The organism is Loktanella salsilacus (genome assembly GCF_900114485.1).
In the GTDB taxonomy this organism is placed as follows: Bacteria; Pseudomonadota; Alphaproteobacteria; order Rhodobacterales; family Rhodobacteraceae; genus Loktanella; species Loktanella salsilacus.
Window position 1 is genome coordinate 112,003 of the sequence record NZ_FOTF01000004.1, and the last position, 13,321, is coordinate 125,323.

The 13,321-nt window shown below is 58.3% G+C and carries 13 protein-coding genes; 7 read left to right on the plus strand and 6 right to left on the minus strand.

All coding sequences use genetic code 11. From position 1 onward, the window contains the following. Window positions 1-10 precede the first annotated feature (10 nt). A complete protein-coding gene (locus BM131_RS04640; RefSeq protein ID WP_090186297.1) occupies window positions 11-865 on the minus strand; it encodes a methylated-DNA--[protein]-cysteine S-methyltransferase in 855 nt (284 codons plus the stop codon). Between the two features lie 80 nt (window positions 866-945). Between BM131_RS04640 and nth the strand changes: the two genes are divergently transcribed. After that, window positions 946-1,590: an endonuclease III gene (gene nth, locus BM131_RS04645; protein ID WP_090186300.1), complete on the plus strand. Its 645-nt coding sequence runs from the start codon at window positions 946-948 to the stop codon at window positions 1,588-1,590. On the opposite strand, the gene BM131_RS04650 is transcribed toward nth, so the two are convergent. Beyond that, a complete protein-coding gene (locus BM131_RS04650) occupies window positions 1,569-2,282 on the minus strand; it encodes a hypothetical protein (protein WP_090186303.1) in 714 nt (237 codons plus the stop codon). The genes nth and BM131_RS04650 overlap by 22 nt on opposite strands. A gap of 328 nt (window positions 2,283-2,610) precedes the next feature. After that, on the minus strand, window positions 2,611-3,429 hold the full coding sequence (locus tag BM131_RS04655) for a sulfotransferase family protein (protein ID WP_090186306.1): 819 nt from the start codon (window positions 3,427-3,429) through the stop codon (window positions 2,611-2,613). 154 nt (window positions 3,430-3,583) lie between these two features. Between BM131_RS04655 and BM131_RS04660 the strand changes: the two genes are divergently transcribed. Both BM131_RS04660 and BM131_RS04665 read left to right on the plus strand, forming a co-directional pair. Next, a complete protein-coding gene (locus tag BM131_RS04660) occupies window positions 3,584-5,161 on the plus strand; it encodes a DUF5928 domain-containing protein (RefSeq protein WP_090186634.1) in 1,578 nt (525 codons plus the stop codon). An 8-nt stretch (window positions 5,162-5,169) separates the two neighbouring features. Then, window positions 5,170-5,532 carry an HIT domain-containing protein gene (locus BM131_RS04665; RefSeq protein WP_090186309.1) on the plus strand — a complete coding sequence of 121 codons (363 nt, stop codon included), beginning with the start codon at window positions 5,170-5,172 and terminating at the stop codon, window positions 5,530-5,532. A gap of 64 nt (window positions 5,533-5,596) precedes the next feature. Here BM131_RS04665 and BM131_RS04670 read toward each other — a convergent pair whose 3' ends face one another. Continuing rightward, window positions 5,597-6,529 carry an ABC transporter ATP-binding protein gene (locus BM131_RS04670; RefSeq protein WP_090186312.1) on the minus strand — a complete coding sequence of 311 codons (933 nt, stop codon included), beginning with the start codon at window positions 6,527-6,529 and terminating at the stop codon, window positions 5,597-5,599. 108 nt (window positions 6,530-6,637) lie between these two features. Between BM131_RS04670 and BM131_RS04675 the strand changes: the two genes are divergently transcribed. From BM131_RS04675 to BM131_RS04690, 4 genes are all read left to right on the plus strand, one after another. Continuing rightward, window positions 6,638-6,820 carry a zinc-finger domain-containing protein gene (locus tag BM131_RS04675; RefSeq protein WP_090186315.1) on the plus strand — a complete coding sequence of 61 codons (183 nt, stop codon included), beginning with the start codon at window positions 6,638-6,640 and terminating at the stop codon, window positions 6,818-6,820. Window positions 6,821-6,868: 48 nt separating this feature from the next. Then, the gene (gene polA / locus BM131_RS04680) at window positions 6,869-9,679 is read left to right on the plus strand and encodes a DNA polymerase I (protein ID WP_090186317.1); all 2,811 of its coding nucleotides are present in this window, start codon (window positions 6,869-6,871) and stop codon (window positions 9,677-9,679) included. Window positions 9,680-9,779: 100 nt separating this feature from the next. Beyond that, window positions 9,780-11,261: a Na+/H+ antiporter NhaC gene (gene nhaC, locus BM131_RS04685; protein WP_090186320.1), complete on the plus strand. Its 1,482-nt coding sequence runs from the start codon at window positions 9,780-9,782 to the stop codon at window positions 11,259-11,261. Between the two features lie 78 nt (window positions 11,262-11,339). After that, window positions 11,340-11,822 (plus strand): pyridoxamine 5'-phosphate oxidase family protein, encoded by a 483-nt coding sequence (locus tag BM131_RS04690; RefSeq protein ID WP_090186323.1) that lies wholly within the window; start codon window positions 11,340-11,342, stop codon window positions 11,820-11,822. Between the two features lie 68 nt (window positions 11,823-11,890). On the opposite strand, the gene BM131_RS04695 is transcribed toward BM131_RS04690, so the two are convergent. Together BM131_RS04695 and BM131_RS04700 are read right to left on the minus strand one after the other, a co-directional pair. Further along, the gene (locus tag BM131_RS04695) at window positions 11,891-12,358 is read right to left on the minus strand and encodes an Hsp20 family protein (RefSeq protein ID WP_090186327.1); all 468 of its coding nucleotides are present in this window, start codon (window positions 12,356-12,358) and stop codon (window positions 11,891-11,893) included. Window positions 12,359-12,497: 139 nt separating this feature from the next. Beyond that, on the minus strand, window positions 12,498-13,310 hold the full coding sequence (locus BM131_RS04700) for a trypsin-like serine peptidase (RefSeq protein ID WP_245754132.1): 813 nt from the start codon (window positions 13,308-13,310) through the stop codon (window positions 12,498-12,500). Window positions 13,311-13,321 lie beyond the last annotated feature (11 nt).

Sequence of the window (13,321 nt, forward strand, 5' to 3'; positions counted from 1 at the left end):
CGCGCAACTATCAGGCAAGGTTCCGCTGATCTAACGATTGTGTTTCACGTGCCGACTCCCACGCCAGAAGGGTTCGTTTCACTGGCAGACCCCAATGATACCCACCCAGCGCCCCCGATTTGCGTAGGGCGCGGTGGCAAGGAATCAGCAAGCTGACAGGGTTACGCCCGACAGCCGTGCCGACGGCGCGCACGGCCTTGTCCCGGCCGATGCATTTCGCGATCTCGCTATAGGTCGTCACATGCCCGGACGGAATGCGCAGAAGCGCTTCCCAGACTTGGATTTGAAGCGGAGTGCCGATCATCAAAAGCCGCGCTTCGCCCACACCGGTCAATGCGGCCTGCGTCCATTCCACAATACTGTCCGGTGCCTCGATATAAGTCGCGGCGGGCCACCGCGCGGTAAGGTCAGCCATCGCTGCCTGTGGACCCGACTCTGCCGCAAAAGCCAAACCGCAAAGCCCCTTGTCTGTCGCCATCGACAGGACCGGGCCAAAGGGGCTGTCGAACCATCCCCAGAACACCGTCAGCCCGTCACCTTTGCGGGCAAATTCCCCGGGTGTCATTGCCTCCCACCGGATGAACAGGTCATGCAGGCGACTGCTGCCGGACAAGCCGACCTCTGCTGCGGCGTCTAATGTAGTGAAATTATTGCGCAGCAACTCTCTTGCGTGATCCAAAGCTAGGAACTGCTGATACCTTTTGGGCGATACCCCAACCCAAGTGGTGAATACGCGCTGCACGTGGCTGGTGCTCATGCCAAGGGACTCGGCAAGTTCTGTCAGGGACAGTGGCGTGCCCGCGCGGTCATCAATCAGTGCGATCGCCCGCGCCATGACATCGTAATGATAAGGTGCAAGTTCCATGATCTTAACCTTAAGGATTACCGCTGCAGCAGGCGACCCGGAACTTGCGCTTAGGTGCCGGGGCAGGGCACAAAGCGCGTATGACACAACAACTCGACTATCAGACGATCCGCGAAATCTTTACCCGGTTTGAAGCGGCCGAGGCCGAGCCGAAAGGCGAGCTTGATCATGTAAACGCCTATACCCTTGTTGTCGCTGTGGCTCTGTCGGCGCAGGCCACTGACAAGGGCGTCAACAAAGCGACGCGCGATCTGTTCGCTATCGCCGATACGCCGCAGAAGATGCTGGCGTTGGGGATTGACGGCGTGACAGAGCATATCAAGACCATCGGCCTGTTCCGGCAGAAGGCGAAGAACGTCATCAAGCTAAGCCAGATCCTCGTCGACGACTATGGTGGAGAGGTCCCCAATTCCCGCGCGGCCTTGGTGTCTTTGCCAGGTGTTGGTCGCAAAACGGCTAATGTGGTGCTGAATATGTGGTGGGGCCACCCGGCGCAGGCTGTGGACACCCATATCTTTCGTGTCGGTAACCGCACCGGCATCGCGCCGGGCAAAGATGTCGACGCTGTTGAGCGCAAGATCGAGGACCACGTTCCCGCAGATTTTCAGCGCCATGCGCATCACTGGTTGATCCTACACGGACGCTACACTTGCGTCGCGCGCAAGCCAAAATGCGGGGCCTGCCTGATCCGCGATCTTTGCGCCTACGATGCCAAAGAGTTCTGAACGGCTGAAAGCCACATTGCATCCAGCGCATCAATCGCGGCCGGATCAAAGCGATCTTCTTCTTTCCAGTATTTGCCGCTGGGGACGTAATAGTTCAGCCGCGCTTCCTCCGCATCCGCACGTGCGGCGATTGCTTGGTCATAGGGAAGCGCTGCGGCAGGAAGGCCACTCGGATTCCCGCGGGGGAACACCAATTGGCTGTCCGCCGTCGATAAATTAATACACGCACATCCCGCTCGCGCCGCCATGATCTGAAGCCTCGCCGACTTTGCCGGAAGCGATCGCAGGGTGACGTCCTGTCGCAAGGGGTCGGGCGCGCCGGTGCCATAAAAATGAGTAGGGCCAGTAGCAGGGTAAACCATATCGCAACCCAAGAAGGCCATCACCGATGGCTTTAACGCGGACAGCGCCCAGTACCCCGCTGTGAATGCCATCGTCCCCCCTGCATAGACAAACCCGCCAAAGTCGTTTTGGGCTGGGACATATGCGTTTGCAGTAACGATGTGTTGGGATGCCGATAAGGACGAAGGTCTGCGCTCCACCGGAAAATCGCTTGGATGGATAAGATCATCCCAATCAGGCCGCACACGCCAAGCATTGTTGATCGCGACAATGCGGTCGAATGGCCCTCTTTCCCAATGCTCGCAATCCATGACGGATGGGCCTGAACCCAGAATAAGTACTGCAGCCATGTCCCAACCGTCCTGATTTGTGCATGACAGGAGGTAGCGGTGCCGCTGCAGATGTCGATCAGAAATCGAACGGAAGAAGCCTCCGGCGGACATATTTTTGTTCGGGTGAAAACCTAAGTGGGTGCGCCATTCCAGACTTTGTCACTTGGTGCGCACCCTGGAATGGCGGCTTTCACCGTCAGCGGTCATCGGCATGTCTGCCTGTACCGCTCGCCTATCCAATGCCATTGAGCTTAATAGGGGATTAATTTCACCCGAATAAAAATATGTTGGGGGGTGACGCCGAAGGCGGCGGGGGGCTAGCCCCCCTGCTGCGGTGCGTCCTTAACTACTCGCCAAGCTTGGCATGGACCTCTGCAAGGTCGATTTCACCCGTTGGCATCTTGTTGTCTGGGTTTTCGAAATCATAACGGAAAAGCTGGAAATCTTTCTTATAGATTTCATAGACAAGATGCATCGACAGGTCGTCGAAATAGTCTGACACTTTGTGCAGCCGCTTTGGGCCGTGGCCTTCGCTTTCGTTGAAGCGCGGAATCGTCGCAAGATCGACTTTATGCGGTGTTTCGACGGCAGACAGCACGTCCTGCATCCCGTCGTTGAAGGTTTCGGTCCAGAAAATTTTGTCATAGGTGCCGCCATTCACGATGAACGTCGAGATGTGACCTGACATTGCTGACCAGTGGATGTCAGGCTCCATCGGGCGGCGCCAGCGGATGGTGTCGCGGGCAAAAAGCAGGAAGCGGCGGAATGATTGGATTTGATCGAATTCAAACCCGGTTTCGGGATCGCCGACTTCAATGCCGTATTTTTGGATCAGCAGCGGGACAAGGTTCCCGCGATAGCGGCGGCCATTGCGCTGGATGCCGCAGATCTTGTCAAAGAAGGACGACAGGATGCGGGTGTAGGGGTTGCGCACGCAGGTGAAGGCATAGCTTTTATGCGCTTTCACGTTGGCATTAATCAGCGGCTGGCTGTCATCCATCGCCCACTTGTGCATGCCAGCCTGAGCGTCGTGGATGTCGCCATCAAAGAACGTGCCGTGGTCCGAGTAGTACATGATCTGACCGATGGTCGAGCAGGCGCACTTTGGCACCACGCGGTAAACCATGCTTTCGCTTTCCGTCATCCAGGTGCCTGGAAAACCCATCGTGTCTACCCTTCCTATTCGGACTGAACTGCCGAAAGTCGCTTCCGGTCCTGTCTTAGTGGACTGGGAAATGCAAAGAAACCCTGTATGTTCAGGGGCCGTTCACGCTATGACGGCTATGGACGTCGGTAAACTGGAGCATAACGGCCTTTTCATGGCAAAAATCGCTTTTATTCTTCTCTGCCACAAAGACCCTGATGCGATCATCCAGCAGGCCCGGCAACTGACGGCGGCTGGTGACTGCATCGCGATTCACTTTGATGCCCGCGCCCCGAAAGAGGCTTATGCCCTTATTCAGGCTGCGCTGCATGACAATCCGAATGTTGCCTTTGCACGCTGCCGGATCAAATGCGGCTGGGGTGAGTGGAGCCTTGTGCAAGCAACGCTTTACGCGGTTGAGGCCGCGGTCGAGGCGTTTCCCCGCGCAACCCATTTTTACATGGTGTCTGGCGACTGCATGGCGATCAAGTCGGCCAGTTATGCGCATGATTTTCTGGATCGCCACGACAAAGACTATGTCGAAAGCTTTGACTTTTACGACAGCGAATGGATCAAAACGGGCTTTAAAGAAGAGCGTTTGATTTATCGCCATTGGTTCAATGAGCGCACGCAAAAGCGGCGATTTTACTGGAGCTTTTGGGCGCAGCGCAAGCTGGGCTGGACCCGTCCGGTGCCTGCGGATGTGCAGGTTATGATTGGTTCGCAGTGGTGGTGTCTTCGGCGGCGCACGATCGAGGCGCTTCTTGATTTCACCAAGAACCGGCGCGACGTCATGCGGTTTTTCCGCACGACTTGGATCCCGGACGAGACATTCTTTCAAACCGTGGTGCGGCACTTGATTCCAAGCAAGGAAATCGAAACGCGCACCCTGACGTTTTTGATGTTTACCGATTACGGCATGCCCGTGACGTTCTACAACGACCACTTCGATCTGCTACTCAGCCAAGACGCCCTGTTCGCCCGCAAGATTAGCCCCGAGGCGAAAGAGCTGAAGGCCAGGCTTGGGATTCTTTACGCTTCGGATCGGCAGGAGTTCAAGATTTCGAACGAAGGCCGCAGCCTTTTCACCTTTTTGACCGGGCGGGGCCGGGTTGGTCGGCGCTTTGCGGCGCGGTTCTGGGAATCGGAAAGCACGCTGGGCCGCGAGCGAGAGCTGTTGATCATCGCCTGCAAGAAATGGCATGTCGCCAAACGCTTGCTGGGGGCGATCAAATCGCACACGCAAACCCCGGCGATAGCCTATCTGTTCAACGAGGAGGGCACGGAAATGCCTGACCTAGGCGGCATTCAGGGCAGCCTTGGCAAGCGGACGCGGCATCGGCGTGCCTTGATGCGGATGCTGTTTGATTACTACGACAGCGACCGCCTGATCATTTGTCTTGATACCGCGAATATTGACTTGATGCAGGACTTCTTTTCGGATCGGTCCACGACCAAGCTGCTTGAAATCCAATGCGGGCTGTCGGACGACTTTCTAAGCGGCCATGCCCGGCGTGTTGGGCTCGCTGGGGAAGAGACGCCGGCGCATGCATTGGCGCAACTTTTACCGACGATCCGTGCCGACGTGATCTTTGAGTCTGACCAGATTAAAGACGCAGAGTTCCCTAATCACCTGCGTATCCGCGAAAGCGCGACTCCGGCAGAAAACGCGCCGGCGCTCGCGGAATTCCTGCAAGTCTCTGACGAGACAGCCCGCACGTTGGCGGAAACACCTTACCTATTCGTTGATTGAGGACGGCTATGACCTTTGACTATGACGACCAAAACATCTTTGCCAAAATCCTGCGCGGTGAAATTCCGAACCGGACTGTGTTTGAAAACGATCATGCACTGGCTTTTGAAGACATCTCGCCGCAAGCCCCGGTGCATGTGCTGATCATCCCAAAGGGCGCTTACATGAGCCTTGACCACTTCGCCGCCGAGGCGAGCGCGGAAGAGCAGGCGGGGTTTATGAAAGCTGTGGCAGAGGTTTGCCGGATCAGCGGTGTGGATGACGGCTTTCGCGCCATCGCGAACACCCGCGCGCATGGTGTGCAGGACGTGCCGCATTTCCACATGCATATTCTGGGCGGAAAGCGGCTGGGCCGGATGTTGCCAGAGTAACGCCGTCCGGCGCTGTTGCCCGCCGGCGGGCGGGCAAGGCGCCCCGCCCGCCGTCCCGTTTACTTTAGCGGCCGGACGTGAGGGACAGGAATACGTCCTCTAGATCAGGCTGTTCGCTGGTGACGTCGCGGATTGTAATTCCAGCGTCGCGCACAGCTTGTAGGATTTCGCCCGCAGGGGTTTTGCTGGACTGATAGGTGAACGCCAGTGTGCCGTTGTCGCGCCGCTGTCCTGTGATGCCGCCGGGCAGGGGGGGCAGGTTCGGGTGATCGGCGTCCGGTGTGATGACCAATGTCTTTTGATCCAGCGTGCCCAGCAGATTTGCTGTGGTGTCGCGGACGATCATTTCACCGTGGTTGATGATCGCGATTTCGTCGCACATTTGTTCGGCTTCTTCCAGATAGTGCGTCGTCAGGATGATCGTCATCCCCTCGTCGTTCAGCTGTCGCACGTTCTGCCACAGCATGTTGCGCAGTTCGATATCGACGCCAGCGGTGGGTTCATCCAGCACAAGGATTTGCGGGCTGTGGACCAGCGCCTTGCCCAGAAGAAGGCGGCGGCGCATCCCGCCGGAAAGCGACCGCGCATAGGCGTCAGCCTTGTCAGACAGGCCGATCAGTTCCAGCAGTTCATCCGTTTTGCGCTGCGCTTTGGGCACGCCGTAAAGGCCAGCCTGCACGTCAAGCGATCCACGCGGCGTAAAGAAAGGGTCAAGATTGGGCTCTTGCGGCATGATGCCGATGGCGGCGCGGGATTGGCGCGGGTTTTCGTCCTGATCAAAGCCCCAGATGTTCACCTTGCCGGACGTTTTTACCACCAGCCCGGCCAGCACGTTGATCAGGGTCGATTTGCCAGCGCCATTCGGCCCAAGCAGGCCAAAGATCGACCCGCGCGGGATGTTCAGGTCGATGCCTTTCAGCGCCTCTTTTGCCGGGGAACGGCCCGTGGCGGCGTAGGTTTTCGTCAGGCCGGAGATTTCGATAGCGTTGTCGGTCATGGTGTTGCCTTTTGCAGTCGTGCGGGGGCTGGCACCGGCGGCGGTGCTGGGCTAGTGTCGTGTCTGATCTATGGCGGGTTTGGCCCGCGACAACAGACAGGCATGCCAATGACACGTCCCGCCCCCGAAACCAAGATCGTTCACACCCGCAAGGTCGCTTGCGACGGCGGCGACGGTGGCCTTGGCCACCCCCGCGTCTGGCTGGCGATTCCCGAAGAGACAGGCTTTGTCGAATGCGGCTATTGCGACGCGAAATATGTGCTTGAGGGTGACGGCGCGGACGACCATTAAGACCGCCCGGGCGATCACCTTTTAACCGACCAAACGAGGAAGTTCACCATGGCCAACGCGTTTGGAAAAGGCTGTCATCTACATTTGATTGACGGCTCTGCCTTCATATTCCGCGCCTATCACGCGCTGCCGCCGCTCACACGCGCCTCTGACGGATTGCCTGTCGGCGCAGTCAGCGGCTTTGTGAATATGTTGCAGCGCTATATTGAAAATAACGCGGGCCCTGATGCCGCGACGCATGTCGCTGTGATTTTTGATAAGGGCAGCCATACCTTTCGCAACGACATGTACGACCAGTACAAGGCGAACCGCGAGGCGATGCCAGAGGATCTGCGCCCGCAGATCCCGCTGACCCGCGACGCCACCCGTGCGTTCAACATCGCTTGCGAAGAGATCGAAGGGTTTGAGGCCGACGATATCATCGCCACCCTGTCCCACATGGCGCGGAACGCAGGCGGGCGGGTGACGATCCTGAGCTCTGACAAGGACATGATGCAGCTTGTCGGTGACGGTGTCGAAATGCTGGACCCGATGAAGAACAAGCGTATCGACCGCGAGGCGGTGATCGAAAAGTTCGGCGTCCCGCCCGAAGGCGTCGTTGACGTGCAGGCACTGGCTGGCGATTCTGTCGATAACGTTCCTGGCGCGCCCGGCATCGGGATTAAGACCGCTGCCTTGCTGATCAACGAATTTGGCAATCTGGAAAGCCTGCTGGACCGCGCGACCGAAATTAAGCAGCCCAAACGCCGCCAAACCTTGATCGACCACCGTGCCCAGATTGAGCTGTCGAAACGCCTTGTGCAGCTGGACTGCGATATGACGTTGCCCTTTGGGCTGGATGATCTGGAAATCCGTGACCCAGAGCCGGAAAAACTGCTCGCCTTCTTGGCCGAGATGGAATTCCGCACTGTGACAAAGCGGATTGCGGATCGTTTGGGGGCAGAAGCACCGGTTATCGAAACCGTCCCGGTGGCCAACGTTGCGACCCCGGACGAGGTGCCGTTCGATGCGGACGGCTACGAATGCGTCCGGACGCTGGATGCGCTGCAGGTCTGGATCGACCGGATCATGGAACGCGGCTACGTCGCCGTCGACACTGAAACCACATCGCTGAACGAAATGCGCGCCGATCTGGTGGGCATCAGCCTGTGCGTCACCGCTGGGCAGGCCTGTTATATCCCGCTTGCGCATAAGGCTGCGGCACAGGACGATCTGTTCGGCTCTGACGCGCGGGCAGAGGGGCAGATCGATTTCGACGCCTGCCTCGCTGCGTTGAAGCCTTTGCTAGAGGATGAAAGCATCCTCAAGATCGGGCAGAACATGAAATACGACGCAAAGATTTTCGCGTTGCAGGGCATTAACGTTGCCCCGATCGACGACACGATGCTGCTATCCTACGCGATGCACGCGGGCCTGCATAACCATGGCATGGATACGTTGTCGGAACGATACCTTGGCCATACGCCGATCCCGATTAAGCCGCTTCTAGGCACCGGAAAATCTGCCGTGACCTTTGACCGGGTGCCAATTGATGACGCGGTAAAATACGCCGCCGAAGACGCTGATATCACCCTGCGCCTGTGGGAACTGCTGAAGCCGCAGTTGCACGTCAAAGGCGTCACTACCGTCTATGAAACGCTGGAACGCCCACTTGTGCCTGTGCTGGCGCAGATGGAGATGGCGGGCATTAAAGTTGACCGCGATACGCTGTCGCGCATGTCTAACGCCTTTGCCCAGAAAATGGCCGGGCTAGAGGATGAGATTCAGGAGCTTGCAGGGCGCAAGTTCAACGTAGGCTCCCCCAAGCAGCTGGGCGAAATCCTGTTTGACGAGCTGAACCTGACCATGCCGGATGGCAAGAAGCCCGCGACAGGCAAGACCGGGGCCTATTCCACCGGCGCTGACGTGCTCGAGGACCTTGCCACCATCCACGATCTGCCGCGCCGTATTTTGGACTGGCGGCAGTTGGCCAAGCTGAAATCGACCTATACCGACGCGCTGCAGGACCACATCAACCCCGAAACGGGGCGCGTTCATACGTCCTATTCCATCGCGGGGGCGAACACGGGGCGTCTGGCGTCGACCGATCCGAACTTGCAAAACATTCCCGTTCGATCAGACGAAGGCCGCCGCATCCGCGAAGCCTTTATCGCCGAGGATGGCAAGGTTCTGGTAAGCCTAGACTATTCCCAGATCGAACTGCGCATCCTCGCGCATGTCGCGGGTATCGAAGAGTTGAAGCAAGCCTTCCGCGACGGCGTCGACATTCACGCGCTGACCGCATCAGAGATGTTCAACGTCCCGCTAGAAGACATGACACCCGACATCCGCCGCCAGGCCAAGGCGATCAACTTCGGCGTGATCTACGGCATCAGCGGCTTTGGCTTGGCGCGCAACCTGCGCATTCCGCGCGCCGACGCACAGGGGTTCATCGACCGGTATTTCGAACGCTTCCCCGGCATCCGCGCGTATATGGATGACACCGTGAAATTCGCTAAGGATCATGGCTACGTCCAGACCTTGTTCGGCCGTAAGATCAACACGCCAGAGATTAACGCCAAAGGCCCGCAAGCCGGCTTTGCCAAGCGCGCCGCGATCAACGCGCCGATCCAAGGCACAGCTGCTGATGTTATCCGCCGCGCGATGATCCGCATGCCCGACGCAATCAAAGGCCAGCCCGCCAAGATGCTGCTGCAGGTCCACGACGAACTGCTGTTCGAGGTCGAAGACGGTGCGCAAGACAAGCTGATCGAGACGGCCCGTGATGTCATGGAAAACGCCTCTGACCCGGCGGTAAAGCTGGATGTGAAACTCGCGGTAGAGGCCGGACAAGGGCCAAACTGGGCCGCCGCCCACTAACGCTAAGGGCAGGAAACTGCCCTTAGTTCCCAGTTTTTCGGAACTTTCCCGCCGACGTTCCCGTTGTTTTCACAATAACAGGAACAAAATCGAGGGAACAATGTCAGAGAAAAATCTGCCATCACTGGGGCTGGCGCTTCTGCCGGTCGTTTTGACACTGGGGCTATTGGCGCTTCAACTTTTCTATTACGGCGATTTCACCCCGCATATTCCGCTGGTGATCGGCCTTGCGATTACGTCTTTGCTTGGCGTGTTGCGCGGGCAAAAGTGGATGGACGTGCGCGAGGGCATCTTTCACGTGATCCACGTGTCGATGCCATCCGTCGCAGTGCTGATCGTCGTCGGTATGATCATCGGCACGTGGATCGCATCTGGCACGGTGCCGACGCTGATCTATTACGGTCTGACGATCCTGAACCCTTCGATATTCCTCGCGGCCGCCATGATCCTTTGTGCTGTCGTCTCGCTGTCGCTGGGCACCAGCTGGGGCACGGTCGGCACCGTTGGCCTTGCGCTGATGGGCATTGGCGCGGGCTTTGGCGTGCCGGTCTATTGGACCGCGGGCGCTGTCGTGTCGGGGTCGTTCTTTGGTGACAAAATCTCTCCGCTCTCTGACACCACGAACCTTGCGCCTGCTGTCACCGGCACCACGGTGTTTGACCACATCCAGAATATGCTGCCGACGACGGTTCCTGCGATGCTGATCGCGTTGGTGATCTACCTTATCGCGGGCTTCGCGCTGATCGACAGTGAGGGGTCATCCTTTGACGCCATCACCGCCATCACGACAGAGCTGCAAAGCCAGTTCGCCATTGGTCTTGTGCCGTTGCTGCCAGCCGTTGTGGTCATTGGCTTGGCACTGACCAAGAACCCGCCACTGCCGTCGCTGTTTGCCGGTGTGTTAGCGGGCGCTGCCGTTGCGATCTTTTGGCAAGGCTACGGGCTGCATGACGTCTTTGCCTTTGCGCAGTCGGGTTACAGCATCGACACCGGCATCGCCGATATCGATAGCTTGCTGAATTCTGGCGGTATCCAATCGATGATGTGGACAATTTCGCTGATCCTGATCGCGCTTGGTTTTGGCGGCGCGCTGGAACGGACAGGCTGCCTAGAGGCGATCATCAACGCGATCATCTCTCGCGTCAGCAGCTTTGGCGCAGTGCAAACCTCTGCTATCGCGACATCCTTTGCGACCAATATGGTGGCGGGTGATCCGTACATCAGTATCGCGCTGCCGGGCCGCATGTATGCGCCGCTGTATCGCGGTATGGGATATTCCACGCTAAACCTGTCCCGCGCGGTCGAAGAGGGAGGCACATTGATGTCGCCGCTGATCCCGTGGAACGCGGGCGGTGCCTTTGTCATCTCTGCGCTGGGGCTTGGCATCATGGACGGCAATTTGGAAAATCTGCTGTATATTCCGCTGTCCTTTGCCTGCTGGACCGCCCCCGTGATCGGTATCTTCTATGCGCTGACGGGGCTGTTTTCGCCCAAGGCGACGGACGAAGAACGCCGCCAGTGGGAAAAATCGAACGAGGACGTGATGGATATGTCCGACCACACCCTTGGCAAACACGCCTGATCCGCCGCGCCGTTGCCGCAGGAACAAATCGCCCTTCTGGCGGGTTCTTGCGGCAACGGACACAAAAGGATCAATGCCATGACTAAGGACGCAAAAGCCGATTTCTGGGACCGCGTAGACGACGTGCAGGCCGGCATGCTGGGCCTGACCAGCGACGGCAAGCTGGTGCCAATGTCGCCCAACCTGCGCAAGACACGCGATGGGAAAATCTGGTTTATCGCCGCCGAAGGCGAAGAGATCGTAGATAGCACATCTGCCGCCTCATCAGAGGCACGGTTTGTGATCGCCGACGCCAAATCCGGCCTTTATGCCAACGTCGAAGGCACGCTGGCCCATGACAATGACACAGAGGTTTTGGACGAAATCTGGAACATGGTCGCCTCGGCTTGGTTCGAGGATGACAAACAAGACCCCGATCTGCGCCTACTGGCCTTCACCCCGTCCAAGGCGGGGGTCTGGCTGTCGACCACCAGCGGCGTTAAGTTTCTGTATGAAATTGCAAAGGCCAACTTGACTGACACCCAACCCGACACCGGATATCAGGCTGAATTGACGTTCTAAACTTTGCTAGAACGATCAAAAAAAGGCGGGCCAATCGGCCCGCCTTTCGTTCGCCCGCTGATACCGGATCAGTTGACGGCTTTTGCGTCCACAACATCTGTGCGGGTTGCGTTCGACTTTTCAATCGCGATCCGGCGCGGCTTCAGCGCTTCGGGCACTTCGCGGACCAGATCGATATGCAGCATGCCGTCGGCATGGCTCGCGCCCGTCACGCGGACATGGTCGGCCAGATGAAAGCGACGCTCGAACGCGCGCGTGGCGATGCCGCGATGCAGGAACTTGCGCGCGCTTTCGTCCTCGGACTTGCGGCCCGTCACGATCAGGGCGCGGTCATTCACTTCGATCCCAAGGTCGCTATCGGCAAAACCAGCGACAGCGATCGAAATGCGCCAAGCGTCATCCTCGGTCTTTTCAATGTTATAAGGGGGGTAGGTCGATTGGCCAACGTCGGCGGCCAAAGCGCGGTCCATCAGGTCGGCGATTTGATCAAAGCCAACAGTGGCGCGGTAAAGGGGTGTTAAATCATAGCTACGCATCGGGTCATCCTTTTCAAAGCGATAACAGTGACGCCTTCCCGCAAAGGGACAGGCGTATCGTACGGACGGCCCGTTGTGGCACCGTCCTGACCTTGATGTGGGGAGCGTTTTGCAGTGGTTCAAGAGGGGGGGGGGGGCGCTACGGCCTGACGAACTTGGCACCCGTGTCATTGCGCGTGCCGCTGCTGGTGAAACGCGGCTGGGGTGCCTGCGGGGCCTGCGTGATTTGCCCTTGGTTCGACCGATGCGCAATCAACACCGCGTCGATGGCAGAGGCCGCCGCCACAGCAAGTGAAACTTGCTTGCCATTCGACGTGCCCATCGCGGACACGATCGCAACAATGCGCGATTGCCCGTTTTGTGTCCAAAATACGGGCGCGCCGCTGGCCCCGAAATCGGCAGAACACGACATCATCAGCACGCCGCGTGATTGATCCAGCACATGACAAACCCGCTGCAGGCTCGCCGCATTTGCGCGGTCGCGGGCATAGGACACGACCGCCACATCGGCCTGCACTGTTGGTGTGGGGCCGATCCCGTAGGGCGTCAGGCTTGGCAGACGGACCGGGCGTTCAAGTTCAAGCACGGCCAGATCGACGGCCACGGCACCGTCCTGTGGTTTCTCGCCGTGATGTCGATAGTCCGGATGAGGCGTGACCTTGATGACGGCGCGGGTGGCCATCGCCCGGTCATCACGTAGGCCTGCGAGAAAGGTAAAGTTTTTGGCCGGAATAAGGCTTCCATCGTCGGCATAGACGCAATGCGCTGCGGTAATAATCATCGTCTGGGAAATGAGTGACGCGGTACAAAATCCGCTACCCGCAATGTCCAAACGGCCGACCGATTGCCAGCCACGGCTGCTTTCCCCGGTATCAAGGGATTGCAGGTTCGTATCCTGCGCAGCGGCAAGGCTAGCCCAAAGCGCCATCACGAGTGCCAGAAAATGACGCATGCCCTGCCTTA